The following is a 24,930-nucleotide window of genomic DNA, read 5'->3' as shown; positions in this document are numbered from 1 at the left end:
CCGGCGGTCAGCGCTCCGGGTACCTCCGCGGCGTCCAGACGACCTCTGTGCCGTTGTCGCGCCGCACCCGCCGGGTCTGGGACGAGCCGACGAGCAGGATCGTGCGCATGTCCACCTGGGTGGGATCGAGCTCGGCGAGCGGGACGGTGCGGAGCGACTCCTCGGGGCCGCCGATGTCGCGGGCGAGGATGATCGGGGTGTCCGGCGCATGGTGCTCCAGCAGGACGTCCCGGGCCTTGGCGACCTGCCAGGTGCGGCTGCGGGAGCCGGGGTTGTAGAGCGCCAGTGCCAGATCGGCGGAGGCCGCCGCGCGCAGCCGTTCGGCGATCACCTCCCAGGGCTTGAGCCGGTCGGAGAGCGAGATCACCGCGTAGTCGTGGCCCAGGGGCGCACCGGCGCGGGCGGCGGCGGCATTGGCGGCCGTGACGCCGGGCAGCACCCGCACCGGGACGCCGCGGTAGGGCTCCTCCGACGCCACTTCGAGGACCGCGGTGGCCATGGCGAAGACGCCGGGGTCACCGCCGGAGACGACGGCGACCCGGCGACCGCGGCGGGCCAGGTCCAGGGCGAACTCGGCGCGCTCGGACTCCACCTTGTTGTCGGAGGGATGCCGGCGCTGGCCCGGGCGCACCGGGACGCGGTTCAGGTACGTGGTGTAGCCGACCAGGTCGTCGGCGGCGGCGAGCGCACCGCGGGACTCCGGGGTGAGCCAGCGCGGACCGGCCGGCCCGGTGCCGACCACGACCACCTCACCGCGCTCCGCGGCGGCCGGATCGGACTCCTCGCCGGCGGCGGCTATGCGGCTGGGCACGACCGCGACGGAGAAGTAGGGGACGGTGTCGGCGGCGACGTCAGCCAGCGCACCGGTCCGTTCCCCGGCCATGGTGGCGCGCTCGACATAGCGGGCCTCCGGCATCCGGCCGGAGCGCTCCAGGGCGCGGCGGACGCTGGGGAAGGTGCGGCCCAGCTTCATCACGACCGCGGAGTCGGCGGCGCTCAGACGGGCCGTCAGCTCCTCCTCCGGCAGGGTGCCCGGGAGGACGGTCAGCACCTCGTCGGCCTCGGTGAGCGGGGTGCCCAGGCGGGCCGCGGCGGCGCTGATGGAGGTGACGCCGGGGATCACCTCGGTCGGGTAGCGGTGGGCCAGCCGCTTGTGCATGTGCTGGTACGAGCCGTAGAAGAACGGGTCGCCCTCGGAGAGCACGGCGACGGTGCGGCCGGCGTCGAGGTGGGCGGCGAGCCGCGCCGCCGCCTTCTCGTAGAACTCGTCCAGCGCGCCGCGGTAGCCGCCGGGATGGTCGGTCGACTCGGTGGTGACGGGGTAGACCAGGGCCTCTTCGAGGTGGTCCGGGCGGATGTGCCGGGCGGCGATGGAGCGCGCGATGGAGCGTCCGTGCCGGGCGCTGTGGTACGCCACCACATCGGCCTCGGCGATGACCTCCACCGCCCGCACGGTCATCAGGGACGGGTCGCCGGGGCCGAGCCCGACGCCGTAGAGGCGACCGGTGGGCCGCTCCGGGGACTCGGCCGGCTGGTCCGCCGCGCCGTTGCTGGCCTGCTGCTCGCTCACGCCTACTCTTCCTCACTCGCCAGGGCGTTGATCGCGGCCGCGGCCATGGCACTGCCGCCGCGCCGTCCGCGCACCACGATGTGATCCAGCTTCGAAGTGTGGTCGATCAGCGCGTCCTTGGACTCGGCCGCACCGATGAAGCCGACCGGGATGCCGAGGACGGCGGCCGGGCGCGGCGCCCCTTCCTCGATCATTTCCAGGAACCGGAAGAGGGCGGTGGGGGCGTTGCCGAAGGCGACCACGGCGCCCTCCATTCGGTCCCGCCACAGTTCGAGGGCCGCGGCGCTGCGCGTGGTGCCCATCCGGGCGGCCAACTCCGGGACGGACGGGTCGCCGAGGGTGCACAGCACCTCGTTGTCCGCAGGCAGCCGCTTACGGGTCACACCGCTGGCCACCATGGTGGCGTCGCACAGGACGGGTGCACCGGCGCGCAGTGCGGCGCGGGCGCTGGCCACGACCCCCGGTGTGAAGGCCAGATCGCGGACGAGGTCGACCATGCCGCAGGCGTGGATCATCCGGACCGCGACCCGGCTGACATCGGCCGGCAGTCCGGAGAGGTCCGCCTCGGCGCGGATGGTGGCGAAGGACTGGCGATAGATCGCCGCCCCGTCCTTTTCATAGTCGAACGCGGTCACTGGGGCCTCGGGGTGGTGGGTGGAGGGGTGGAAGAAGGAGTGCTGCACGACGCCGTCGGTGTTTCACGTGAAACCAGGGCCGGTTCGGTCGTTTCACGTGAAACCGGCGGCGGGGCAGGGTACTTGGGGTGGACGACGGTGGTCCGATAGCCCTCGGGCGACGCCAGCACATCGACCCAGGCGCCGTGCGGATGCCCGCAGCGCCGCTCGCAGCCCGACCAGTGGACGGGCAGCCCGACGGGCACGCCGGAGCTGTCTGCCGGGACGGAGCTGTCCCCGGCGAGCGCGGTCGCCGCATCGCCGCGCACGTCCGTGCGGGACTTGGCGCAGCCGGGCAGACCCGTGCAGGCGGTGACCCGCCGCCAGGGGGAGGCCGGGTCGGTGATCAGTCCGGCGGTGGCCAGGTCGCGCAGCCGCCGGTCCGCCGCGGCGGCGGACAGACCGGGGACGACGATGCCGCGCCACGGCGTCAGGCGCAGTGCGCCGGAGCCGTCGGCGGCGGCGATCCCGGTCAGCAGTCGCCACTGGACCACGGACAGCCGGCCGAGCGGCGCCAGCACCACGAGGGCGCGGCGCCCGTCGGACCCCTCGACCGGACCGGGAGCGGTGGCATCGGCGTACGGCACGGCCGGGTGCGGCCCGACCGCGTCGGTGTACTCCGCGGCGATGCCCACCGTCCGCAGCGCGTCCCACACCTCCCGGGCGGTCAGCGGCCGTGCGGCGGGAAGTTCACGGACCCGCCAGGCGCCGTCGCCGCGCTCCGCGGCGGCGGCCAGGAAGCACTCGGCGGCGGTCAGCGCCGCCCGCGGGACGTCGTCCGCCGCGATCCGCAGCGCCGCCCGGTCGTCTCCGACCCGGAGCAGAGCCCCGTACCCGGAAGCGGACCCCGGCGGGTACGAGGTGTGCTCCGGGGCCCGTCGGCCGGATTCTGCGAGCAAGCTCACATCGCCGCCGAGGCCCGCCACATCGTCCCGTCCGTCGTCGAGGACGAACAGGAAGCGTCCCGAGAGCGCCGTCGCCGGCTCGCTCGCGCACAGCAGCGCGTCCAGGCTCCGGGCCCACAACCGCACGTCGGAGGGGGTGTGCCGGTCCAGTCCGGCCAGCGGAGACGCCAGCACGTTGCGGATCCGCTCGTGGCGTACGGACGGCAGTAGCCTGGCGTCGGCGAGGAGGTCGGCGAGCCGGTGGCCGCAGTCGTCGGGCAGGCCGCGGAGTTCGACGTTTCCGCGGGAGGTGAGCGAGAGGTGGCCGTCGCCGAGCCGCTCCGCGGCATCCCCCAGCGCGATCGCCTGGCGCTCCGTCAAGTCCCCTGCGGGCAGCCGCACTCGGGCCAGTTGCCCGTCGGCGGCGGAGTGCAGCCGCAACGCTCCCGGGCAGGCGTCACCGCGGTCCCGTACGGGCGGTCCGGCCCGGTCGGGGCGTGGTGTGGGGGAGGGCGGCATGGCGGCGAGCATACCTACGTCGGTGGACGCCGGAACCGGGACGAGGGGCCGTGGAGGGCAGCTCCGAAAGGCCCGCTCCCGCAGCCCGGCCGCAGCCCTTACTATGCAGGTCGGCAGGTCGGCTGACCCGCCGGACGCCAGCGACGGCGTCAAGGGAGGAAGCCCGGTGAGAATCCGGCGCGGTCCCGCCACTGTGAACCCGGCAACCGCCGGGTGAGCCAGGAACTCCCGCCGTCGATACGACCACCCGGGGCGTGGACACCCCGAGGAAGGGCTGCGCCGTGATCCTGCTGCTGTCGACCTCTGACACCGATCTGCTCAGCGCCCGCGCCGCCACCGGCCCCGTGCCGTACCGGCTCGCCAACCCCTCCCGCCTCGACGTCGCCGAACTGCCCGGGCTCCTGGACGGAGCCGACCTCGTCGTCGTCCGCCTGCTCGGCGGCCTGCGCGCCTGGCAGGAGGGACTGGACGTGCTGCTGGCCGCGGACCAGCACCGCCCGGTCGTCGTGCTCACCGGCGAACAGGCCCCCGACGCCCAGCTGATGGCGGCCTCCACGGTCCCGGTCGGCATCGCGGCCGAGGCCCACGCCTACCTCGCGCACGGCGGCCCGGCCAACCTCGCCCAGCTGGCGTGCTTCCTCAGCGACACCGTGCTGCTCACCGGCCACGGCTTCGAGCCGCCCGCGGCCGCGCCGTCCTGGGGGCCGCTGGAGCGCACCGCGGCGGACGTGACCGGTCCGACGGTGGCCGTGCTCTACTACCGCGCCCACCACATGAGCGGCAACACCCGCTTCGTCCACGACCTGTGCGACCAGATCGAGCACGCCGGCGGCCGTCCGCTGCCGCTGTACGTCGCCTCGCTGCGGGCCCCCGAGCCGGAACTGATCGAGGAACTGCGCGCGGCAGACGCCATCGTCACCACCGTGCTGGCCGCGGGCGGCACCAAGCCCGCCGAGGCGTCCGCGGGTGGGGACGACGAGTCCTGGGACGCGGGTGCGCTGGCCGCCTTGGACGTGCCGATCCTCCAGGCGCTCTGCCTGACCGGATCGCGGGCCGCCTGGGAGGAGAACGACGAGGGCGTCTCCCCGCTCGACGCCGCCTCGCAGATCGCCGTGCCCGAGTTCGACGGGCGGTTGATCACCGTGCCGTTCTCGTTCAAGGAGGTCGACGAGGACGGCCTCCCGGTCTACGTCGCCGACGCCGAGCGGGCCGCCCGGGTCGCCGGCATCGCCGTCCGGCACGCCCGGCTGCGGCACATTCCGGCCGCCGAGAAGCGGCTGGCGCTGGTGCTCTCCGCGTACCCCACCAAGCACTCCCGGATCGGCAACGCGGTCGGCCTGGACACCCCGGCCAGCGCCGTCGAGCTGCTGCGCCGCCTCCGGTCCGAGGGCTACGACTTCGGCGCGGAGCCGGTGCCCGGCCTGGAGTCCGGCGACGGCGACGAGCTGATCTACGCCCTGATCGAGGCCGGCGGCCACGACCAGGAGTGGCTGACCGAGGAACAGCTGGCCCGCAACCCGGTCCGCATCCCGGCCGCCGACTACCGCCGCTGGTACGGCACGCTGCCGCAGGAGCTCCGCGAGTCCGTCGAGGAGCACTGGGGTCCGCCGCCGGGCGAGATGTTCCTCGACCGCAGCCGGTACCCCGAGGGCGACATCGTGCTGGCCGCGCTGCGCCGTGGCAATCTGCTGATCCTCATCCAGCCGCCGCGCGGCTTCGGCGAGAACCCGATCGCGATCTACCACGACCCCGATCTGCCGCCCTCCCACCACTACTTGGCGGCCTACCGCTGGATCGCCGCGCCCGCCGCCGACGGTGGCTTCGGCGCCGACGCCATGGTCCACCTCGGCAAGCACGGCAATCTGGAGTGGCTGCCCGGCAAGAACGCCGGACTCTCCGCCGCCTGCGGCCCGGACGCGGCGCTCGGCGACCTCCCGCTCGTCTACCCGTTCCTGGTCAACGACCCGGGCGAGGGCACCCAGGCCAAGCGCCGGGTGCACGCCACCCTCGTCGACCACCTCGTCCCGCCGATGGCCCGCGCGGACTCCTACGGCGACATCGCCCGCCTTGAGCAGCTGCTCGACGAGTACGCCGCGATCTCCTCGATGGACCCGGCCAAGCTGCCCGCCATCCGCGCGCAGATCTGGACGCTGATCCAGGCCGCCAAGCTCGACCACGACCTGGGCCTGGAAGAGCGCCCCGACGACGACGGGTTCGACGACTTCCTGCTCCACGTCGACGGCTGGCTCTGCGAGGTCAAGGACGCGCAGATCCGCGACGGGCTGCACGTGCTGGGCGCCGCCCCGGTCGGCGAGGCCCGGGTCAACCTCGTCCTGGCCATCCTGCGCGCCCGGCAGATCTGGGGCGGCACCTCCGCGCTGCCCGGCCTGCGCGAGGCGCTGGGCCTGGACGAGTCGGCCGCGACCCGGACGGCCGCCGACGACGCCGAGGCCCTCGCCCGCACGCTCGTCCAGGCGATGGAGGACGCGGCGTGGGACCCGGCCGCGGTGGCGCGGGTCGCCGACGGGCACCCGGCCGCGGTCGCCGACATCCTCGACTTCGCCGCCCGGCAGGTCGTCCCGCGGCTGGCCGCCACCACCGATGAACTCGACCACGCGGTGCACGCCCTCAACGGCGGCTTCGTCCCCGCAGGCCCGTCCGGCTCGCCGCTGCGCGGCCTGGTCAACGTTCTGCCGACCGGCCGCAACTTCTACTCCGTCGACCCCAAGGCCGTGCCGTCGCGGCTCGCCTGGGAGACCGGTCAGGCGCTCGCCGACTCGCTGCTGGACCGCTACCGCGACGACAACGGCGACTGGCCGGAGTCGGTGGGCCTGTCCCTGTGGGGCACCAGCGCGATGCGCACCTCCGGCGACGATGTGGCGGAGGCGCTGGCGCTGCTGGGCGTCCGCCCCGTGTGGGACGACGCCTCGCGCCGGGTGACGGGCCTGGAGGCCATCCCGCTCGACGAGTTGGGCCGCCCCCGCATCGATGTCACCCTGCGCATCAGCGGATTCTTCCGTGACGCATTCCCGCACGTCATCGGCCTCCTCGACGACGCGGTCCGGCTCGCCGCCGGGCTCGACGAGCCGGCCGACCGCAACTTCGTCCGGGCCCACTCCCAGGCGGACCTCGCCGCGCACGGCGACGAACGCCGGGCCACCACCCGGATCTTCGGCTCCCGTCCCGGCACGTACGGCGCGGGACTGCTCCAGCTCATCGACTCCCGCGACTGGCGCACCGACGCCGACCTCGCCGAGGTCTACACCGTCTGGGGCGGCTACGCCTACGGGCGGGGGCTGGAGGGCCGCCCGGCCCGGGAGGAGATGGAGACCGCCTACAAGCGCATCGCGGTGGCCGCCAAGAACACCGACACCCGCGAGCACGACATCGCCGACTCCGACGACTACTTCCAGTACCACGGCGGGATGGTCGCCACCGTCAAGGCGCTCAAGGGCAGGGCCCCCGAGGCGTACATCGGCGACTCGACCCGCCCCGAGACGGTCCGTACCAGGACGCTGGTGGAGGAGACCTCCCGGGTCTTCCGGGCCCGGGTCGTCAACCCCCGCTGGATCGAGGCGATGCGCCGCCACGGTTACAAGGGCGCCTTCGAACTCGCCGCCACCGTGGACTACCTGTTCGGCTACGACGCCACCACCGGGGTCGTAGCCGACTGGATGTACGACAAGCTCGCCCAGACCTACGTCCTGGACCCGGAGAACCGCACGTTCCTCCAGGAGGCCAACCCCTGGGCGCTGCACGGGATCGCCGAGCGCCTTCTGGAGGCGGAGTCCCGCGGCATGTGGGAGAAGCCGGACGCCGAGACGCTGGCGGCGCTGCGCGAAGCCTTCCTGGAGACCGAGGGCGAGCTGGAGGGCGAGGACTAGGCGGACCGGGCGCCGCGAAGAGGAGTCAGGAGAGGCGGTGTTTCACGTGAAACACCGCCTCGGCCTCCCCGCCCGGTCCGGGCCGGGGTCCCTCAACTGCTCGGCCAGGCAGGCTGCTTGGCGCGGTGCAGCCACGCGACCAGGACCACCAGGGCCGCGGTCGCCCCGCCCAGTGTCATCACCACCGAGGGCGACGTCCGGTCCACCACCATCCCGCCGGCCAGCGCGCCGAGCGACAGCGTCGCCTGGAACGACGCGGTGAACAGCACCGACGCCGCCTCCGGTGCACCGGGGGCCGCCTTGGCGAACCAGGTCTGCGAGGCCACCGGCACCGCCCCGTACGCGACGCCCCAGACCACCAGCAGCGCCAGCGCACCGGCCGGCCCGCGGCCCAGGACCGGCAGCAGCAGCGTGGCGAGGGCCGTCAACCCGGCCGCGGCCCCGAAGACGAGGCGCGGTCGGCGCGCCACCACGGCACCGCCGGCGAAGTTCCCCACCACCCCCGCGAGGCCGTAGACCAGCAGGAACGCCGTGACCGTCCCGGCGGTCGCGACATGGGCGGTCCGTTCCAGGAACGGCGTCACATAGGTGTAGGCGCCGAAGTGCGCCAGCACGATCAGAAACGTCATCAGCAGCGCGAACCGGGTGTGCACCCCACGCAGGGTGCGGCGCAGCAGCGCCGGGCCGGTGGCGCGGACCGCCGGCAGCGCCGGGACCACCAGGGCGGTCAGCACCAGCACCGCCACCGCCAGCGCGCCGACCGCGGCGCAGGCGATCCGCCAGCCGGCCAGATCGCCGAGGAAGGTCCCGGCGGGCACCCCGATCACCGAGCCCAGCGGCACCGCCGAGAAGATCACGGCGGTGGCCCGGCCGGCCGACTCCGCCGGTACCAGCCGCTCGGCGAGCCCGACCCCGATCGACCAGAACCCCCCGATGACGATGCCGACCAGCACCCGGGACAGCAGCACCAGCCCATAGACCGGGGCGGTCGCGGCGAGGAAGTTCGCCAGTGCCAGCAGGGCGACGAAGGCGCAGAGCATCAGCCGCCGGTCGATCCGGGCGGTGGCCAGCGTCACCGTCGGCGCGGCGCACGCGGCGAGGAAGCCGGGGAGCGTCATCATCAGCCCCGCCGTGCCGTCGGAGACGCCGAAGTCGGCCCCGATCCGGGTGAGCAGCCCGATCGGCAGGATCTCGGTGGTGACGATGGTGAAGATGCCCAGGGTCACCGCGAGCACGGCGAGCCGGCCCTTGAGCGGCGAACGGCCCGCCGGGGCCGGGGCCGGGGCTGGGGGCGAGGCGGGCCCGGAGCCCCGCGGGGCCGTCGTGCGGTGCGGGCCCGGGGAGGCGGTGGGCGTGGTGCTGCCGATGGTCGTCATGATGTCCGTCCTGAGGGGCGACCGTTGCGATCTCCCTCAGTCCAGCAGCCCCCGGCTCCGCGGTCCGGCAGCTTTCCGACGTGGTGGTGCCCCCTCGCGGACGGGTCCGGTGGGCTCAGCCGCCCGTCGTCCCGACGCGGATCCCCCCGTTGCTGGTGTTCAGATCGAGCCGGTACCGCCCGGCCGGGTCGTTGCGGACGCCGATCTTCTTCGCGCCGTTGTCGGTCTCCACGGACACCTGGTACCGGGCGTCCGGCACGGTGACCGCGACCGCGCCGTTGGTCGTCCTCGCCCGGACGTCCTGCGGCTTCGTCGTGGTGAGGTCGATCGCGCCGTTGGAGGTCTCCGCCTTGATGCCGGTGCCCGCCAGGCCCTTCCCGGTGATCGCGCCGTCGGAGGTGTGCACGTCCACCGCGCCGGACACCCCGTCCAGGTCGATCTCCCCGTTGCTGGTGGTCAACCGCACGGAGGCCACCTTGGAGAGGTTCACCGCGCCGTTGGTGGTCTCGCCGGTCACCGGGACCGTGCCGGGCAGGTCCACGGTGTAGGTCACCGAGCACTGGTCGCCGCAGCCGCCGAGCACCAGGGTCCCGCCCTCGACCCGGTGTGAGGGACCCGTCGGCCGGTCGCCCCGGTAGGTGACCTTGCGGTGCACGCTCACCGCGTCGCCGCCCTGGCCGCCGCGCACCGTCACGCCGCCGTCGGACGTGTCCACCCGCACCGACGTGATCTTCTGCGACACCGTGGCGTCGTCGGAGAAGGTCTCGCCGACCACCAGCCCGCACGCGCCGAGGCCCAGTACCCCGGCCCCGGCCAGTGCCACGGCCCCGATGAAGCGGACGTGCCTGCGCATGAATTCCCCCCGGAATCCGGTCTGTTCACGGCTCCGGGAAGGTGCCCGTCGCCCCGCGGTCCGGGCCCGTGCCGCGGCCTGCCGGCCGCCCGCTCCGGGCCCACGGCCACCGACTCTAGGGGCTCGGGAACCCGCCGGACCATGGGGCTAACCCCCGGGTCCGGTGGGGGAGCGCCTCCGGGTGCGGCCCCTGGGCGCCGGTGCGACGCTTAAGTGGTGGGGGACTGTTCTCCTGCGGTATGAGGAGGCTTCCGGTGACCGGCACGGGTGAGCGTACGAAGATGTGGAACACCGAGATCAGCATCGTCGAGACCGGCAGCGAGGTGAAGGCCGAGGCCCGGCTGCGCGGCAAGGAGGGCGGGCAGATCGTCGGCGCGGGAACCGCCAGGTGCAATCCGGCGGACGAGAACGTCCCCGCCATCGGGGACGAGTTGGCGGTGGCGCGGGCGCTGTCGGATCTCAGCCATCAGCTGCTCAGCCGCGCCGCGCACGACATCGAGGTGCGTACCGCGCGCCCCGTCGAGCGGCTGCACGCCTGAGGGGACGGCGGTGCCGCGCCCGGGCGGGTCGGTCGCCGTCCGCCCGGGCGTCCGCGTGCGTCAGCCGGCCTTCGCCGAGAAGTCCGGACCGACCGTGAGCGTCACCGCACCCGGTACGGCCTGCGCCGACTCCTTCGTCGTGGTGCCGGGCAGCCGTCCGGCGAGCACCTCGGCCTGGGTCTTGAGGCCGGTCGGGTAGCTGACCGTGGTCGTGTCGGTGCTCGGGCCGTTGTCGGTGAAGACGACGGTGAAGCCGAGCTGCCGCAGCTTCTGGGCGACGTCCGCGGCGAGGCCCTTGGTGCTGGTGCCGTTGAGCACCCGCACCCGGACCGAGCGTGCGGTCACCGGGTTCTTCTGGGCGTCGGCGAACTTCTGCTTCCCGGCGGCGCCGATCTCCCGGTCGTGGGCGAGGTCGCCGAACAGCTCGGCGGCCTGCGGATACTGCCAGACCACGTTGGCCTTGTCGGTGGGGACGTCCGCCTCACGCGGATAGGTGGGGACGGTGAGGAAGGTGAGGCGGTCGGAGGGGATGTCCTTGACCGTCGAGGCAAGGCTGGTGAGCGCGTTGATGCTGTCCAGGCCCGTGTCGGTGGTCAGGGACTTGGTCGCCGAGTCGAGGAAGTCGTAGAGAGAGGTGGGGCTGGTCAGTTTCTCCTGCGCCTTCTTGCCCAGCGCCTTCATGAACTCCTGCTGGCGGCCGATCCGGCCGAGGTCGGAGCCGTCGCCGACGCTGTAGCGGGTGCGGACGTAGCCGAGCGCCTTCTCGTCCTGGATGTTCTGGCAGCCGGCCTCCAGGTCGAGGTGGGCCTTCTTGTCGTGGATGGCGTGCTTGGGGCAGACCTCGATGCCGCCGAGCGCGTTGACCATGCCCTTGAAGCCCTGGAAGTCGACCGAGACGAAGTGGTCGATGCGCAGTCCGGTGTTCTTCTCGACGGTCTTGATGCTGCACGCCGCCGCCTTGGCGACGTTTCCGCTGAGGCCACCGATGGTGTACGCCTCGTTGATCTTGAAGTGGTGCGGGGCGGACTGCGTACCGTCGCCCTTGTCGCACGCCGGGATCGGCACCCAGGAGTCGCGCGGGAAGGACACCGCGGTGGCCCATTTGTGGTCGGCGGAGATGTGCAGCACCATCAGCGTGTCCGACTGCATGGTGGTCAGTCCGCTGCCGTACTTCCCGCCGGTGCCGGACCGGCTGTCGGAGCCGACGACCAGGATGTTCTTGGAGCCGGGGCTGAGGTTGACCGGCCGGTCGCCGCCCAGTTCGCTGTTCACGTCCGCGCCGTGGATGTTGCCGTTGAGGTGCTGGTACACCCACACGCCGGTCCCGGCCGTGCCCAGCAGGAGCACGCCGACCACCCCGCCGGTCCAGGCCACGATCCGGCCGCGCCGGGTCATCCGGGTCTTCCCGGGTTTGCCGGAACCGCCGGCCCGCCGCCGCTCGGCGCGGCCGCCCGTGGCGCGCTCGCCGTCCTGCTCCGCCGGACCCCGGCCGTTCCCGTTGCCCCGCCGGGCCGCCTGCCTGTGCGTCGTCCTGTCATGCACGCCGATGGCCCTTCTGGTCCTTCTGGAGCTGGTCTTGCTGGGTGGAGGTGTGCGCGGTCACGGGGGAGGGCGCGGTGCCGGCGGGCGGTGGGGCCGGCAGGGGGCCGCGGGGCGGCGGCCCGCACCGGTGGGTCAGATGCCCTCGGTGGGCAGCAGCCGTACGGATTCCGGGTCGTAGCGGAGCCACTGGGGACGGCTGCCGCCGGCGACGGTACGCAGCAGGCACCACTGGTCGCCCGCGCCGTCCGTCCACCAGGCACTGATCCGGCCCAAATCCCAGGCACCGTCGGGATATTGGACCTCGACCGGTTGGTAGACCCATCGCACCTCCGCCTCTGGAGGCGGGCTGTCCCAGGTCAGGGGTCCGCACCTCGTCGCCATCTCCCCCTCCGGCAGCGCCCGTTGCGCATGTCAGCCGCAACCCTACCGGCAACTTCTACAACGCTGTAGAAGTTGTTTGGTGTGCACCGGATCACAAAAAGATATCCGCCGCGTGGCGAGCTGGAGAGTCCGGGATCAGTGTGCCCTCACCACGGCGTCGCTGCCTTCAGAACGAGGAACAGAGCGACCGCTGCGTTCAGTGCGGAGAGCGCGGAGGCCGCGGTGCCGGCCGCCGCGACCAGCGCGGCCAGCCCCGCCGGGGTCAGCGCCGGCGGCCAGGTGCGCGCCGACGGCACCGGACCGAGCAGCGCCGCCACCCGCCGTGGCACCGGCCCCGGTTCGGGCGAGGCGAACTGCACCGCCCCCGGGTACGGCGCGGGCCGCGAGATCAGCGCGGCCTTCCCCACCGCCCGGGCGGTCAACCGCCGGTCGCCCACCGCCCGTGCCGCCTCCTCGTCCGCCCACCGCTCGGCGCTGAAGGCGACCGCGGAACGCAGCGGCAGCAGCAGCGGGTTGACGCACCCGGCCAGCCGGACGGCGAGCAGATAGCGGTGGTGACGACAGTGCAGATGCGCGCGCTCGTGGGCCAGCAGGGCGCGCCGCTCGTCGCCGTCCAGACTGCCCAACATGCCCCGGGAGACCGCGATGCGGCCGGGCCGGGCCGGTCGACCCGGCCGCGCGGGGGTGCCGGGCACCGCGTAGGCGTACGGGGCGTCGTCCGGCAGCACCGCCGGATCGGCGCCGGACGGCAGGACGTCCAGCGCGCGGTGGGCCCGCTCCCGGATCCGGTGGGCGCGGCGCAGCGCGGTGCCGCACACCACGAGGGCGGCGGACAGCACGAAGATCGCCGCGATGCCGGCCACCTCGGCGTAGGGGACCGCGGCCCGTACCTCCGGGTCCGACCAGCCGTCCGGCAGCGGATTGCCGGGCAGTTGGGCGGTGCCGACGACCACCAGCAGCCCCAGGCAGAGCGTGCTGCACACGCCGAGGACCACGGCCAGCAGGGTCAACAGGCGGGTGGTGACCCGGGGATGGAGGTGCTGTTCCGCGAGCCGGGCGATCGGCAGGGCGGACAGCGGCAGGACGAGCGGCAGGAAGACGAAGACGCCCACCGGTCACCCTCCGCGCGCTTCGTCCGAGGCGTCCGCGCGGCCCGTACCGGGGGCGGGGTCCGGGGCGCCGCCGTCGTCCTCGGCGCGGGCCAGAAGGCTGCGCAGCACGTCCTCGTCGTGCGCCGAGAGCGCGGAGACGAAGCTGGTCAGCACGGCGTCCCGGTCCGGTTCGCTGTCCAGGACGCGGCGCATCCGCAGCGCGGCGAGCCCGGCCTCGTCGGCCGCGGGGGTCCATACGTAGGCCCGGCCGGCGCGTTCCCGGGTGACCGCCCCCTTGGCGTGCAACCGGGACAGGATCGTCATCACCGTGGTGTAGGCGAGATCGTCGCCGAGGCGCTCCTGGACCCAGGCGGCGGTGGCCGGTCCGGGCGCGTGGTGCAGCGCGGCCAGCACCTGGGCCTCCAACTGGCCCTGTCCGCGCCGGGCCCGCTCCCGCCCGCTTCCGCCGAGGGCCTTGCCGAAGGGTGTTCCGCCCATGTCGTCGCCTCCCGTCGCACCGGGCGCCCCACGGGCTGGGACGCCGGGGCATTTTACGGCGGCGACCGTCGCGGCCTCCGGGCCGTCCCACGGGTTGCACCCGTCGGCGCCGCTCACCGTCGGCTTACTTCTACACTCCTGTAGTTTTCCGCCAGGTACGAGTTCACCGCCGGAGACGGTCCACGGCAACCGGCACCGGCCACCACCTGGAGGGAAGCCATGGGAGTCTCGCTGGCCAAGGGCGGCAACGTCTCGCTGACGAAGGAGGCACCCGGTCTGACCGCGGTCTCGATCGGCCTCGGCTGGGACGTGCGGACGACCACCGGCGCCGACTACGACCTCGACGCCAGCGCGCTGCTGTGCACCGACACCGGCAAGGTCGCCTCCGACCAGCACTTCGTCTTCTACAACAACCTCACCAGCCCGGACGGCTCGGTGCGGCACACCGGCGACAACCTGACCGGTGCGGGCGACGGCGACGACGAGACCGTCGACGTCACGCTGGACGGCGTCCCGGCCGAGATCACGAAGATCGTCTTCCCGGTCTCCATCCACGACGCGCAGAGCCGCGGCCAGAACTTCGGTCAGGTGCGCAACGCCTATATCCGCGTCGTCAACCAGCAGGGCGGCGCCGAACTGGCCCGCTACGACCTGACGGAGGACGCCTCGACCGAGACCGCGATGGTCTTCGGCGAGCTCTACCGGCACAACGGGGAGTGGAAGTTCCGCGCCGTGGGCCAGGGGTACGCCTCCGGGCTGGCGGGCATCGCGGCGGACTTCGGCGTCAACGTCTGACGCCCGCGCCCCGGGGGCGGCGGGGAGGCGGGGCGCCGCGGCCCCGCTCCCCCTCCCGCTCCGCCCGTGCTCAGACGTCGAACTCGGCCGGAGCGATCCCCAGCGCGAAGCACACCTCGCGCACCACGGCGCGCTCGGTCGGGTCGAAGTCGCCGTCCGCGCCGCCGATGACGATGCCGATCTGGACCACCGCCCGCGCCTCCACCGGCTTCTTCTTCACCTTCCCGATCTCCTGCATCAGCGCGACCTTGCCGAAGTCGAAGTCGGCGGCGAGCTTGTCCAGGCAGCCCTCGAAGCGGACCCGGAGGTCCTCGGCCGGGAAGTTCTGCAGCACCTCGTTGGTGGCGATCAGCTGCGCCACCCGTCGCCGCTCGGACGGGTCGACGACCCCGTCCGCGGCGGCCACCAGGGCGCACATCGCCATGCTCGCGTCGCGGAAGGCGCCGCTCTTGAGGTCGTTCTTCTTGGCGACGAGCTGGTTCTGCATCGTCTGCGCGGAGTCCTTGATCCGGTCCCACAGTGCCACGTGAATCTCCTCGGCTGGTCGTGCGGTGAGCATGCGGAGGGCGGGCCCTGGGCATGCTTCAGGCATGAGTTTGGTCATGCGGAAGTAAAATCTACAGCCCTGTAGAAGGTGTGCGGATGCCACCCCCTGTCGTCATGGCCAGCTTTGGCGCGATATGCCCGCAGAGTGCGGAGTACGGTGGAGAAACCACCGGAGAGCGAAGAGTTTTCGAGAATGCCCGGGATGCCGGTATGCGGGACGCCCGGGAGTATGCGGGTGAGCGCCATGCAGACCTTCTTGTCCGTGCTCGTGCTGCTGGCCCTGGTCGCGATGGGCGTGCTGTTCATCGTCCGGGTCAACGCCCAGACGGCCGGTCGTCCCACCCCGCACCGGTACGCGCACATGAAGGAGTCGTTCCAGCAGCGGCTGCACAAGCATGCGCACGGTGCCGGCACCGGGACGCGCACGACGGGCCCGCCGCCTTCCCGGGAGCCGGGCGACGACCGGTGAGCACCCCGGCCACCGGCCCCGCCCGCCCGTCGCCCGACCACGGCCCCGCAACGACAGGCCCTGCCCGGCCCCTTCCGCCCCCGGCGCCCGCGGTCGTCGCGGTCGCCACCCGTTGCGTCAGGAGCGCCGTATGACCACCGCCCCCGAAGGCCGCTCCCCGCGCCCCGGCTCCGCGCGGTACCACGGGCCACCGCCGGTGGCCCGACTGGCCATCGCCCCGCACGGCGGGGTGACCCGGCGGATCGACGGGGTGTGGTGGCCGCACTCCACCGACCTGGTCTCCGAACTCCCCGAACTGCTGGCCGCGTTGCCCTTCGACTGGCCGCGGATCACCCATGCCACGGTGAACGGCCCCGGCTGGCCCGCGCTGCCCGGCCGGATCCTCGTCGCCGGCCACGTCGTCCGGCTGCGCCACACCGCCAACCGCCCCGGCCCGGACACCGTCTGCCTGGTCTCCGCCGGTCACGGCCGCTGGGACCTGCTGATCCTGCCGCCGGCGACGCCGGAGCCGGACGCGGTCCGGGCGATGGCGGAGATGGCGCGGACCGGGACGCCGGCACCGGCCTGACCGCGAACTGACGCCACCTCACATGCCGGACGGCAGGCCCCGTCCAGCGCTGCACCGTCGAACACCGGCATACCCCGGGAGTCCGATGCGCGCATCCGCAGACCTCGCTCCTCCGCCCCCGCAACGGCCCCGACCGGGCCGCTCGACATGCCCCGATCTCCCCGCGGCCTGGGGCTTTCCGGCTGCCGTTACGGCGGACGGGTGGTGTTCATCGGAAGAACGCCGATCCAGGGGCGTCGGTCCGTGAATCCTCCCATTGCGTACTCATCATAAGAAAACGCAACAGAAGGAACGCGTGGATCCCTCCCCGGGGTCCCCACCCGAAAGCGAGGAATCATGGCTGCGACCAAGGTCATGAAGTTCTGGGCGGCCTGCCTGGCCGTCCTCGGCAGACTGCTGGCATCACTGGGCGTCTCCCCCGCCGCGTCCGCGGCCCGCCGGGACGCCGCGCTCTACGAGCGGACCCTGGGCAGCGCCGCCCCGGGCACGGACGGCCCCGAGGCGCTGGACGGCGCCGAACCCGGTCACGATCCGGGACCACTACCCCCTGCCGTGCAGGCGGCCCGGCCCTTCGTGCCCGCCGCGCGCACTGCGCCCCGGTACGGCCAGGAGGGTCCCGTCCGCTGCCGGGTCCCGCTGCCGATGCTGCCGCCCACCCTCAAGCAGCGCATCCGCGCCGAGGCCCACGGCGCCTCCCCCACCTCCCGCATCGGCCGTATCACCGGTTCCCGGGCGCTCCGTGCCACGTCGTACGGCGCCGAGGCGTACTTCGCCACCGCCCCGCTCTCCGCGGCCATTCCGGCGGCCCGTCGCCGCGAGCACACCACCGCCCGTGCCGCCTGAACCGCCTCCGCGCGTCTGTGCGCCGACTTCACGACGCATCGCACGGCCCGCTGCGGCACACCGACGGCACCAGGCCGACCGACCCGCCGCACCCGTTCGCACCCGCCGGTACCGGCCTCACCAGCCGACGTCGGGACGCACACCACTGAGCGCAGGAGCAGGAGCCGACGCAGGGCCCGAGCCAGGACCCGCGGCAGCGTCCGCGGCAGCAGCACCTGAAGCGGTATCCGAAGCAGAATCCGACGCGGCGACCATGGCAGTACCCGGGCGGCGCTCGTGCAGCACCCGCAGCGACACCCGCAGAAGTACCCACGGCGACGCCCACGGCAGTAACGACAGCAACACCCACGGCAGTAACGACAGCAGGACCCACAGACTTTGATGTGACGTTGCGTTCGACGTCGACGGGACGACGGGACGAGACCCGCCGGCCGGACACGAGAGGCCGCCGCAGGAGCCGGTAGACGGCCGGGCATCCGCGGGTTTCACGTGAAACGGCGTACGGCGGAAGGCCGTTCGGACTCCGCGACCGGGCGCGGTCCCGGCGCCGGGCAGGCGACCGTGTCGTCGCGACGGGTCACATGGCACCGCACGCCGGGCGGCAGAAGCCCGACGCCGTGCGGCACTTCGGGGGTGGCGGCGCGACCGTTTCGCGTTTCTCTTAGACGTAGCCGTCCGGGAATGGGCGGCTCATTGGCGTGCCCGGGGTCGTATTCGACCGGCCAGCCGGTATTTTCCGATGAAGCGCGAGGTTATTCCCTGATCTTCCCCCGCGCTTAGTAATCCGGACACCAATGGAAAAAGGGTTGTTCGGCGGTGGCGTGCGGTCCGGTGGAGGCGTCGGAATCCGTATCGACTTCCTGTTGACCGCTTGGTAAAGTGCGCGCATTCCTTGCGACTCGGCGACGTGGAGATCCGGCCGGAGTCCTCAACTGTTCGCAATCCGAGGGGTTTGTCGCATGCCTGAGCCGGCGGACACCGGGCGGCGAATCAAGGAGCTCCGGGTCAGCGCGGGAATGACCCAGCACGAACTCGCCGGGTCCGACGTTTCCGCCAGCTACATCTCCCTTGTCGAGCGTGGCAAGCGACTTCCCAGTGGCCGCGCCCTCAAGATCCTGGCCGCGCGACTCGGCGTCGGCACGGCGGACATATCCGGCGTGGTCGAGCGGCCGGAATCCACCGGCCGCGTCCGCCGCCGCGACCTGGTCGGTCGATTGGTCGCGGCCCGCCGCCGTTGGGAGAGCGGCGATCCCGAAGGGGCACTGCGGGAATTCCGTTCGCTGGTCGGGACGGAACCGGTCGGACGCCCCGACGACGTGTACACCGAGTCCCAGCTCGCCATCGCGGAAATTCTGGGCGCGCTGGGCCGCGCCGACGAAGGGGCGGCCGTCCTGCTGCGCATGCTGGACGCGCTCGCCCCCGTCCCGCACGCGGAGGCCCGGCTGCGCGGCCTGATCGCCCTGGCCGACCTGCTGGAAGCCGCCGGCCGGGTGCAGGACGGGTTGCGCTATGCGCTCACCGGTTCCCTGGAGGCGGCCGGCGCCCAGGCGCCCGCCGGCGCCTTCCACTCCTGGTACCTGCTCGACGCGCTGACCCGCTGTGCCTACTGGAGCGGCTGTGCCCACTGGGCGCTGGAGGCCGGCACCGGCCCCCAGGAGTGCCCGGCGGACGGGGTGCTGCCGGGGCCCCGCGCCGGGATCGCCCTGCACCGGGCGCTGGATCTGTGGGACCGCGGCGAGACCGACCGGGCGGCCGGGCTGCTGGCCGAGACCGCGCGCCGGGTCACCCCCGCGGCCGGCTTCCGGCTCTGGGAGGCCGTCAACGGCCGCCATGCGCTGCTGCTGCTCGACCGCGGCGAGCCGCCGGCCGCGCGGAGCATCGTGGAGCGCGGACTGGTCGTCGCCTCGGTGGCGCGGGAAGCGGACTTCCCGCTCTGGCTGAGGACCGCCGAGGCGGTCTGCGCGGAATCCGCGGGCGATCGTGACCGGGTGTGGGTGCTGGGCGAGCAACTGTCCGCGCTGCCCGATTCCGGACGGTGCCACGAGAAGGCCGCCGCGCTCTCGGAGATCGCGGCGGCCTGTGCGCGGCTGGGGGACCGGGAAAGGGCGGCCGGGCACTTCCGGTATTCCGCCGAACTGTTCCGGCGGGCGCAGGCGTATCGGCACGCCGATCGGGCCCGGGAACGGCTGGCCGGACTCTACGAAATGCGGAACTGACGCCCACCCGAACCGACTTATCGGGATATTCCCTGTCCGAAGCGGTTCGGCGGGCCCGCGGCACCGCGCAGCGGGCCTATTTGCTTTCCTTCTTTCCCAAACCCATGAGGGCGAACAGTGCTTCCGCCCCGCCGACGATCGCCAGGACGAGCCCGGCCTTGTGAAGCGAGATCACCGGTGTCTCCGTTCGCTCGGTGGTGAGCCACAGGATGACGCCGACGATCGCCAGCAGAATTCCGGCGACTATGCCCTTCATGAATTCCCTCGTCCCTCGTCGCAGAGCCGGAGTTGGTTGACCTCACCAGCCTGCCGCCCCGTTCGGGCGGAAGGATCATCCGCAGGTAGGCACTTGGTCCGGGGCCGTCTGCCACTTTTTCTGTACGCCGCGCCCGGCGCCGGCAGGGAATACCCGGCCGTGCGGCCGGAATTGGCCGTGCCCTCCGTGCGCCGCCCCCGGCCAGGGACCCGCCCGGGTGAAAAAGCCATCCCCTCGGCCCACCTGGAACTGCCGTGTGCCACGTCGGCGGGTTTCCTGGTGCCTGCCCCTCAGTCGTGGCGCGCACGACGCCGCGACGCCGCTGGAGCACGCAGGAGGAAGTGCCATGCCGTCGCCGCTCGCCGGCCGCGCCGCCGGATCGACCCCGTCCACACCGCTGGGCCTGCTCTGCCTCCTGCTGCTGGTGGTTGCGGCGGGCCCCGCGTTCGCCGGCCCGCCGCCGCCGTCCGGCACCGACTGGGACCAGATCGCCGCCTGCGAGAGCAGCGGCGACTGGCAGGCCAACACCGGCAACGGCTACCACGGCGGCCTCCAGATCTCCCCGGCCACCTGGCGGGCCTACGGCGGCGTCCGCTACGCCGCGCGCGCCGACCTCGCCACCCGCGATGAGCAGATCGCCATCGGCGAGCGGATCGCCCAGGACCGCGGTCTGGCCCCCTGGCCCAACTGTGGCCGGCTGGGCAGTTCGTCGTCCGACCGCGCCCTGCTGCGCGTCCGCCCCGTCTCCCGCGCCCTCGCGGCCCCCGCCGGCGCCTACACCGTCCGCCCCGGCGACTGCCTCTCGGCCATCGCCCGCCGTGCGCGCACCCCCGGCGGCCCCTCCACCCTCTACTCCCTCAACAAAGCGCGGCTGAGCCGCGGGCCGGACCAAATTTTCCCCGGGCAGAACCTGCGTTTGCGGGGGTGACGCGAACGGGGTGAGACAAACGGGGGGCCGTCACGGTGAATCCAGTGGTCGGTCAGGGTGAACGCGGAAGACCGGCCGTTGTTCAGGCTTGGTCGATGTGGGGACTGCCGGTAGGCAAGGCCGCGGGTTTATCAACCGCGAGGGGCAGGACCACACTGTGAAGAGAACGAGTCCCAAGAAGATGGCTGTTGCGGGTCTTTTCGGCCTGCTCCTGGTGGGTGGCGGTGCGTCGCCGGCCATGGCCTGGGATGCCTGGGGGGACGGTCCGTTCACTGCGAACGGTGACACCGTCAACAAATTCATCGCCTCGTTCAGGTGTGCGGGCCGGGCGCGATTCTGTATCAACGGTCCCGTCAACAGCGGCAACACCAAGAACGCGGAGAACGTGTGGATCAACGGGAATCCCAGCTCCAGCGGAAGTCCCACGAACAGCAGCGGAGCCAACAACTCCGGTTCCACCGCCAACGGCAGCCAGTCCGGCAGCGGCAACAAACAGCAGCACCTCGGCCAGGGTGGCAGTCTGCACCTGTGAGCTGACGGCGGAGCGTCGCAAAAACACCTCAGGCCCCGGGAGAACCGGGGCCTGAGGTGTTTTTGTCGGATGGTCCGGAACGGCTCAGCGAAGGAGCTTGAGGATCCGGGAGGTGTCGTTACGGCTGCCGCTCTCCGAACCCGTCGCGGAGTTGAGGCTGTTGGTCGAGCCGCTCGCGGTCTCGATGTTTCCGCTGTCCACGGGGTTGCCGCGGTTGAGGAAATTGTTGCTGTTCTTGTTGTTGCCGCTGTGGACCGGACCGTTGACGCACGGGTGCGGCGACTTCGTGACCGGCGACTTGTAATTGAAGTCGGCGAGGCGGTTGTTGCACATCACGCCGGAAATCATGCCGGTGATGGTGCCGAGGTCGGCACCCACCGCCGCGCCGAGCAGGGAATCGTCCGGAACAGTCTGCGCCTGAGCGATTCCGGTGCTGAACAACACCAGTCCGCACGCCCCGGCGACGGTTCCCGCCTGCACTAGTCTTTTCACGACGCTCCTTGCCTGATCAGCCTGCTGAACCCAGACGTATCGTGCTGCGGTTGTCCGCCGGCGCTGTCGACAACCCGCAGGGAGCCAAACCCTCGCCGGCCATATTCAGCCGGGTGGCCCAACCGCCCGCCCGGCGCCCGTCCGGCCCGGGGCGGGTAGTTGAGGCGGGCGGTCGAGGCGGGGGAAACCCCCACCAGGAGTGGGCGGTCCGCCGGATGGGCGGGCGGCGAGGGCGCCAACGAGCCTGGGAGCATGACGAGTTACGGGGCTCTCAAGGCCCAGAGGTTGGTGCTGCGGCTCGCCGCGGAGCTGGACCGGGCGCCGAAGCCGTCGAACGTCCCGGGGGCGCCGTTGACCGGCAACCGGGCGCGGCACCCGCTCACCGCCGGGGTGCCGGCGAACATCACGCCCTGCGCGTTCTGGAAGGACCGGCCGGCCGACCCGCCGGTCCGGATCACCGACCGGGGACCGGCCGACATCATGGTGATCCAGAACCTCCGGGACCCGGCGACGCCGTGCTTCGGGACGAAGAAGACGCGGGCGGCGCTCGGGCAGCGGGCCCGCATGGTGACCGTCGACCATGGCGGGCACGGCGCGTACCTGGCGTACGGGAACGCGTGCGGGAACCGGGCGGTGACCGCGTTCCTGCGGGACGGCCGACGGGCGCGGCAGGACGTGTACTGCGCCGGGTGAGGCGCGTGTGGAGGCGACCCGGCCCCGTGTGTGCCTTCGGGCCCCGCGGTCACCCCAGCGCGTGCCCCGTGGTCACGTCCACGTGGTCGGGGACGTCCTCGTGCCGGTCGCCGACGGTGGACGTCCCGGTGGGCTCGAAGAGCAGCAGGGAGGCGCCGGACGGGGCGGACGGCTTGTGCTCGGTGCCCCGGGGGACGGTGAACACGGCGCCCTTGGGGAGTCGGACGGTGCGCTCCCCGGTCGCCTCCCGCAGCCCGAGGAACAGCTCTCCCTCCAGCACCAGGAAGAACTCGTCGGTGTCGTCGTGGGCGTGCCACAGGTGCTCGCCGGCGACCTTGGCGACCCGGACGTCGTAGTCGTTGACCCGGGTGACGATCCGGGGGCTCCACAGGGCGTCGAAGGAGGCCAGCGCGGCGCCGAGCTCCAGGGGCTGGTGCGGGTGTGTGTTCATGATCCGATCCTGGTCCGCCCCGCCCGTGCGGTGTGAGTGCTAGGAATCGCATATGTCGCAACGATCCTTGCAACCGGGCCGGGCGCCCGGCCGCGCCCCCGGTCGCCCGCACCGCGTCGTCGTCATCGTCGACCAGAACTCCAACCCCTTCGAACTGGGCTGTGCGACCGAGGTGTTCGGCCTGCGCCGCCCCGAAATCGGCCGGGAGCTCTACGACTTCGCGCTCTGCTCGGCGGAGCCGCGGACCCTGATGCGCGACGGCTTCTTCACCCTCGCCGGCGTCGCCGGCCTGGAGGCGACCGACACCGCGGACACCGTGATCGTCCCCAACCGCCCCGACGTCGAGGTGCCCCGCCGGCCCGCCGTGCTGGAAGCCGTCCGCCGGGCACACGCCCGCGGCGCCCGGCTGCTCGGTTTCTGCAGCGGCGCCTTCACCCTCGCCGAGGCCGGCGTGCTCGACGGCCGCCGGGCCACCGCGCACTGGCAGTGGGCGGACGCCTTCCGGGCCCGCTTCCCGGCCGTCCGCCTGGAGCCCGATGTGCTGTTCGTGGACGACGGCGACATCCTCACCGCGGCGGGCAGCGCCGCCGCGCTCGACCTGGGGCTGCACGTGGTCCGTCGCGACCACGGCGCGGAGATCGCCAACACGGTCAGCCGCCGGCTGGTCTTCGCCGCCCACCGGGACGGCGGCCAGCGGCAGTTCGTGGAGCGCCCGGTGCCCCGCATACCGGACGCCTCACTCGCCCCGCTCCTGGCCTGGGCCCAGGAACGCCTGGACGCCCCGCTCACGGTGCCCGACCTGGCCGCCCGTGCCGCGGTCAGCCCGGCCACCCTGCACCGCCGCTTCCGTGCCCAGCTGGGCACCACCCCGCTGGCCTGGCTCACCGGCGAACGGATCGCCCTGGCCTGCCGGTTGATCGAACGCGGCGAGACCCGCCTGGACGTGGTCGCCCGCCGCAGCGGCCTGGGCACCGCGACCCATCTGCGCACCCTGATGCGCCGCGAGACCGGCCTGACCCCGTCCGGCTACCGCCGCCGCTTCGGACCGGACGCCGGCGAGGGCCGCGCCGCCGTCCACGTGCCGCACGGCCTGTGAAACACCGCCCGGGAAGCGCGGTGTTTCACGTGAAACGCCGCCGCGGCGGTCACCAGGGCCACCCCGCCGGCCGGCCCCTAATCTGGGAAAAGGAAGCCGGTGCGCGTAGATGACCGCTGAACTCGTCACCCTCGCACTCTGCGGCGATGTGATGCTCGGCCGCGGAGTCGACCAGATCCTGCCCTTCCCCGGCGATCCCGAGCTGCGCGAACCCTACGTCCAGGACGCCCGGATCTACGTCGGCCTGGCCGAGTCGGCCCACGGCCCGGTCCACCACCCTGTCGCCTTCCGCTACCCCTGGGGCGACGCCCTGGCCGCGCTCGACGCCGCCGAGCCCGACGCCCGGGTGCTCAACCTGGAGACCTCCGTCACCCGGCGCGGCACCTTCGCCCCCGGTCGGGAGATCCACTACCGGATGCACCCCGCGAACCTCCCCTGCCTGGTCGCCGCCCGCCCCGACGTCTGCGTGCTGTCCAACAACCACGTCCTGGACTTCGGCCGCGAGGGGCTGGCCGAGACGCTGCGGGGCCTGGCCGCCGCCGGCCTGCGCTCGGTGGGTGCAGGCGCCGACGCCGAGGCGGCCCGCCGGCCCGCGGTGGTCCGTCTGCCCGGCGGCCACCGCCTGCTCGTACTCGCCCTCGGCATGCCCTCCAGCGGTATCCCGCGCACCTGGGCCGCGACCGCCCGGCACAGCGGCGTCCACTGGGCGGACGGCCCCACGCTGGCCACCGCCGCCGCGGTGGCCGCCCAGCTGCGCGCCCGGAAGCGGATCGGCGACCTGGCCATGGTGTCGGTGCACTGGGGCTCCAACTGGGGCTACGGCGTCCCCCGCGCCCAGACCGCCTGTGCGCACGCCCTGATCGACGCCGGCGTGGACCTCGTCCACGGCCATTCCTCGCACCACCCGCGCCCGGTGGAGGTCTACCAGGGGAAGCTGATCCTCCACGGATGCGGCGACTTCATCGACGACTACGAGGGCATCACCGGCTACGAGCGCTACCGCGACGACCTGCGCCCGCTCTATCTCGCGGCCCTGGAACCCGGCACCGGCCGCCTCCAGGAACTGCGGATCGTCCCCTTCCAGGCCCACCGGATGCGGCTGCGGCACGCCTCGGCCGAGGACGCCCGCTGGCTCGGCGCCCTCTTCGACCGCCTCGCCGGCGGCTTCGCCCCCGGCGCCCTCACCACCGACCCGGCCCCCGTCCTGACCCTGCGCCCGGCCTGAACGGCGCCG

At 73.1% G+C, this 24,930-nt stretch carries 25 protein-coding genes and 1 riboswitch; of the genes, 12 read left to right on the top strand and 13 right to left on the bottom strand.

The window, feature by feature from the left end; genetic code table 11:
- Nucleotides 1-7: 7 nt before the first annotated feature.
- Genes JNO44_RS21755 through cobG form a run of 3 tightly spaced genes read right to left on the bottom strand, consistent with a single transcriptional unit; the run spans nucleotide 8 to nucleotide 3,659 of the window.
- A complete protein-coding gene (locus JNO44_RS21755; RefSeq protein WP_205365742.1) occupies nucleotides 8-1,570 on the bottom strand; it encodes a precorrin-2 C(20)-methyltransferase in 1,563 nt (520 codons plus the stop codon).
- A gap of 2 nt (nucleotides 1,571-1,572) precedes the next feature.
- Nucleotides 1,573-2,205, bottom strand: a complete 633-nt coding sequence (locus JNO44_RS21750) for a precorrin-8X methylmutase (protein WP_205370201.1) — start codon at nucleotides 2,203-2,205, stop codon at nucleotides 1,573-1,575.
- Nucleotides 2,202-3,659 (bottom strand): precorrin-3B synthase, encoded by a 1,458-nt coding sequence (gene cobG / locus JNO44_RS21745; RefSeq protein ID WP_205365741.1) that lies wholly within the window; start codon nucleotides 3,657-3,659, stop codon nucleotides 2,202-2,204. The genes JNO44_RS21750 and cobG overlap by 4 nt, the downstream gene beginning before the upstream one ends.
- A gap of 120 nt (nucleotides 3,660-3,779) precedes the next feature.
- A riboswitch (cobalamin riboswitch) is annotated at nucleotides 3,780-3,877 on the top strand.
- A gap of 51 nt (nucleotides 3,878-3,928) precedes the next feature.
- On the opposite strand from cobG, the gene cobN reads away from it, so the two are divergent.
- On the top strand, nucleotides 3,929-7,531 hold the full coding sequence (gene cobN, locus JNO44_RS21740) for a cobaltochelatase subunit CobN (RefSeq protein WP_205370177.1): 3,603 nt from the start codon (nucleotides 3,929-3,931) through the stop codon (nucleotides 7,529-7,531).
- A gap of 92 nt (nucleotides 7,532-7,623) precedes the next feature.
- On the opposite strand, the gene JNO44_RS21735 is transcribed toward cobN, so the two are convergent.
- Together JNO44_RS21735 and JNO44_RS21730 are read right to left on the bottom strand one after the other, a co-directional pair.
- On the bottom strand, nucleotides 7,624-8,907 hold the full coding sequence (locus JNO44_RS21735) for an MFS transporter (RefSeq protein ID WP_205365740.1): 1,284 nt from the start codon (nucleotides 8,905-8,907) through the stop codon (nucleotides 7,624-7,626).
- Nucleotides 8,908-9,022: 115 nt separating this feature from the next.
- Complete coding sequence (locus JNO44_RS21730; RefSeq protein WP_205365739.1) at nucleotides 9,023-9,760, bottom strand: DUF4097 family beta strand repeat-containing protein; 738 nt, start codon at nucleotides 9,758-9,760, stop codon at nucleotides 9,023-9,025.
- A 281-nt stretch (nucleotides 9,761-10,041) separates the two neighbouring features.
- On the opposite strand from JNO44_RS21730, the gene JNO44_RS21725 reads away from it, so the two are divergent.
- Nucleotides 10,042-10,299, top strand: coding sequence for a DUF1876 domain-containing protein (locus JNO44_RS21725; RefSeq protein WP_039641295.1), 258 nt, complete (start codon nucleotides 10,042-10,044; stop codon nucleotides 10,297-10,299).
- 60 nt (nucleotides 10,300-10,359) lie between these two features.
- Here the strand turns inward: JNO44_RS21725 and JNO44_RS21720 are convergent, their stop codons facing one another.
- The 4 genes from JNO44_RS21720 to JNO44_RS21705 form a co-directional block, all read right to left on the bottom strand.
- Nucleotides 10,360-11,694: an LCP family protein gene (locus JNO44_RS21720; RefSeq protein WP_205370168.1), complete on the bottom strand. Its 1,335-nt coding sequence runs from the start codon at nucleotides 11,692-11,694 to the stop codon at nucleotides 10,360-10,362.
- A 279-nt stretch (nucleotides 11,695-11,973) separates the two neighbouring features.
- Nucleotides 11,974-12,222 (bottom strand): hypothetical protein, encoded by a 249-nt coding sequence (locus JNO44_RS21715; RefSeq protein WP_235093754.1) that lies wholly within the window; start codon nucleotides 12,220-12,222, stop codon nucleotides 11,974-11,976.
- A 146-nt stretch (nucleotides 12,223-12,368) separates the two neighbouring features.
- Complete coding sequence (locus JNO44_RS21710; RefSeq protein ID WP_205365738.1) at nucleotides 12,369-13,334, bottom strand: M56 family metallopeptidase; 966 nt, start codon at nucleotides 13,332-13,334, stop codon at nucleotides 12,369-12,371.
- Nucleotides 13,335-13,337: 3 nt separating this feature from the next.
- Nucleotides 13,338-13,811 carry a BlaI/MecI/CopY family transcriptional regulator gene (locus JNO44_RS21705; protein ID WP_205365737.1) on the bottom strand — a complete coding sequence of 158 codons (474 nt, stop codon included), beginning with the start codon at nucleotides 13,809-13,811 and terminating at the stop codon, nucleotides 13,338-13,340.
- Nucleotides 13,812-14,030: 219 nt separating this feature from the next.
- Between JNO44_RS21705 and JNO44_RS21700 the strand changes: the two genes are divergently transcribed.
- Nucleotides 14,031-14,606 carry a TerD family protein gene (locus tag JNO44_RS21700; RefSeq protein ID WP_039634923.1) on the top strand — a complete coding sequence of 192 codons (576 nt, stop codon included), beginning with the start codon at nucleotides 14,031-14,033 and terminating at the stop codon, nucleotides 14,604-14,606.
- Nucleotides 14,607-14,676: 70 nt separating this feature from the next.
- Here the strand turns inward: JNO44_RS21700 and JNO44_RS21695 are convergent, their stop codons facing one another.
- Nucleotides 14,677-15,132 (bottom strand): tellurite resistance TerB family protein, encoded by a 456-nt coding sequence (locus JNO44_RS21695; protein WP_189858819.1) that lies wholly within the window; start codon nucleotides 15,130-15,132, stop codon nucleotides 14,677-14,679.
- Between the two features lie 264 nt (nucleotides 15,133-15,396).
- Here JNO44_RS21695 and JNO44_RS21690 point away from each other — a divergent pair, with 264 nt between their 5' ends.
- The 4 genes from JNO44_RS21690 to JNO44_RS21675 all read left to right on the top strand — a co-directional run bounded on the left by JNO44_RS21690 (nucleotide 15,397) and on the right by JNO44_RS21675 (nucleotide 19,248).
- On the top strand, nucleotides 15,397-15,621 hold the full coding sequence (locus JNO44_RS21690; RefSeq protein WP_240167606.1) for a hypothetical protein: 225 nt from the start codon (nucleotides 15,397-15,399) through the stop codon (nucleotides 15,619-15,621).
- A 130-nt stretch (nucleotides 15,622-15,751) separates the two neighbouring features.
- The gene (locus JNO44_RS21685; RefSeq protein ID WP_205365736.1) at nucleotides 15,752-16,189 is read left to right on the top strand and encodes a DUF5994 family protein; all 438 of its coding nucleotides are present in this window, start codon (nucleotides 15,752-15,754) and stop codon (nucleotides 16,187-16,189) included.
- Nucleotides 16,190-16,525: 336 nt separating this feature from the next.
- Complete coding sequence (locus tag JNO44_RS21680) at nucleotides 16,526-17,032, top strand: DUF6344 domain-containing protein (RefSeq protein ID WP_205365735.1); 507 nt, start codon at nucleotides 16,526-16,528, stop codon at nucleotides 17,030-17,032.
- Between the two features lie 959 nt (nucleotides 17,033-17,991).
- Nucleotides 17,992-19,248 (top strand): helix-turn-helix domain-containing protein, encoded by a 1,257-nt coding sequence (locus JNO44_RS21675; RefSeq protein ID WP_205365734.1) that lies wholly within the window; start codon nucleotides 17,992-17,994, stop codon nucleotides 19,246-19,248.
- A 76-nt stretch (nucleotides 19,249-19,324) separates the two neighbouring features.
- On the opposite strand, the gene JNO44_RS21670 is transcribed toward JNO44_RS21675, so the two are convergent.
- A complete protein-coding gene (locus JNO44_RS21670) occupies nucleotides 19,325-19,504 on the bottom strand; it encodes a DUF5708 family protein (RefSeq protein ID WP_073446526.1) in 180 nt (59 codons plus the stop codon).
- A gap of 346 nt (nucleotides 19,505-19,850) precedes the next feature.
- On the opposite strand from JNO44_RS21670, the gene JNO44_RS44475 reads away from it, so the two are divergent.
- Nucleotides 19,851-20,432 carry a LysM peptidoglycan-binding domain-containing protein gene (locus JNO44_RS44475; RefSeq protein ID WP_205365733.1) on the top strand — a complete coding sequence of 194 codons (582 nt, stop codon included), beginning with the start codon at nucleotides 19,851-19,853 and terminating at the stop codon, nucleotides 20,430-20,432.
- Nucleotides 20,433-20,613: 181 nt separating this feature from the next.
- Nucleotides 20,614-20,964: a hypothetical protein gene (locus JNO44_RS21660; RefSeq protein ID WP_205365732.1), complete on the top strand. Its 351-nt coding sequence runs from the start codon at nucleotides 20,614-20,616 to the stop codon at nucleotides 20,962-20,964.
- Between the two features lie 84 nt (nucleotides 20,965-21,048).
- Here the strand turns inward: JNO44_RS21660 and JNO44_RS21655 are convergent, their stop codons facing one another.
- Nucleotides 21,049-21,456 (bottom strand): hypothetical protein, encoded by a 408-nt coding sequence (locus JNO44_RS21655; RefSeq protein WP_235093750.1) that lies wholly within the window; start codon nucleotides 21,454-21,456, stop codon nucleotides 21,049-21,051.
- Between the two features lie 252 nt (nucleotides 21,457-21,708).
- Between JNO44_RS21655 and JNO44_RS21650 the strand changes: the two genes are divergently transcribed.
- Complete coding sequence (locus JNO44_RS21650) at nucleotides 21,709-22,149, top strand: alpha/beta hydrolase (RefSeq protein WP_205365731.1); 441 nt, start codon at nucleotides 21,709-21,711, stop codon at nucleotides 22,147-22,149.
- Nucleotides 22,150-22,198: 49 nt separating this feature from the next.
- Here the strand turns inward: JNO44_RS21650 and JNO44_RS21645 are convergent, their stop codons facing one another.
- Entirely contained in the window at nucleotides 22,199-22,600 is a 402-nt protein-coding gene (locus tag JNO44_RS21645; RefSeq protein ID WP_039634938.1) for a cupin domain-containing protein, read from the bottom strand.
- A 52-nt stretch (nucleotides 22,601-22,652) separates the two neighbouring features.
- On the opposite strand from JNO44_RS21645, the gene JNO44_RS21640 reads away from it, so the two are divergent.
- Both JNO44_RS21640 and JNO44_RS21635 read left to right on the top strand, forming a co-directional pair.
- Nucleotides 22,653-23,696 carry a helix-turn-helix domain-containing protein gene (locus JNO44_RS21640; RefSeq protein ID WP_205365730.1) on the top strand — a complete coding sequence of 348 codons (1,044 nt, stop codon included), beginning with the start codon at nucleotides 22,653-22,655 and terminating at the stop codon, nucleotides 23,694-23,696.
- Nucleotides 23,697-23,805: 109 nt separating this feature from the next.
- Nucleotides 23,806-24,921 carry a CapA family protein gene (locus JNO44_RS21635; protein ID WP_205365729.1) on the top strand — a complete coding sequence of 372 codons (1,116 nt, stop codon included), beginning with the start codon at nucleotides 23,806-23,808 and terminating at the stop codon, nucleotides 24,919-24,921.
- The last annotated feature ends 9 nt before the right edge of the window (nucleotides 24,922-24,930 follow it).

The sequence above is a fragment of the Streptomyces noursei genome, assembly GCF_016917755.1.
Taxonomy (GTDB): Bacteria; Actinomycetota; Actinomycetes; order Streptomycetales; family Streptomycetaceae; genus Streptomyces; species Streptomyces yunnanensis.
This window is presented reverse-complemented; position numbering and strand designations above follow the sequence as displayed.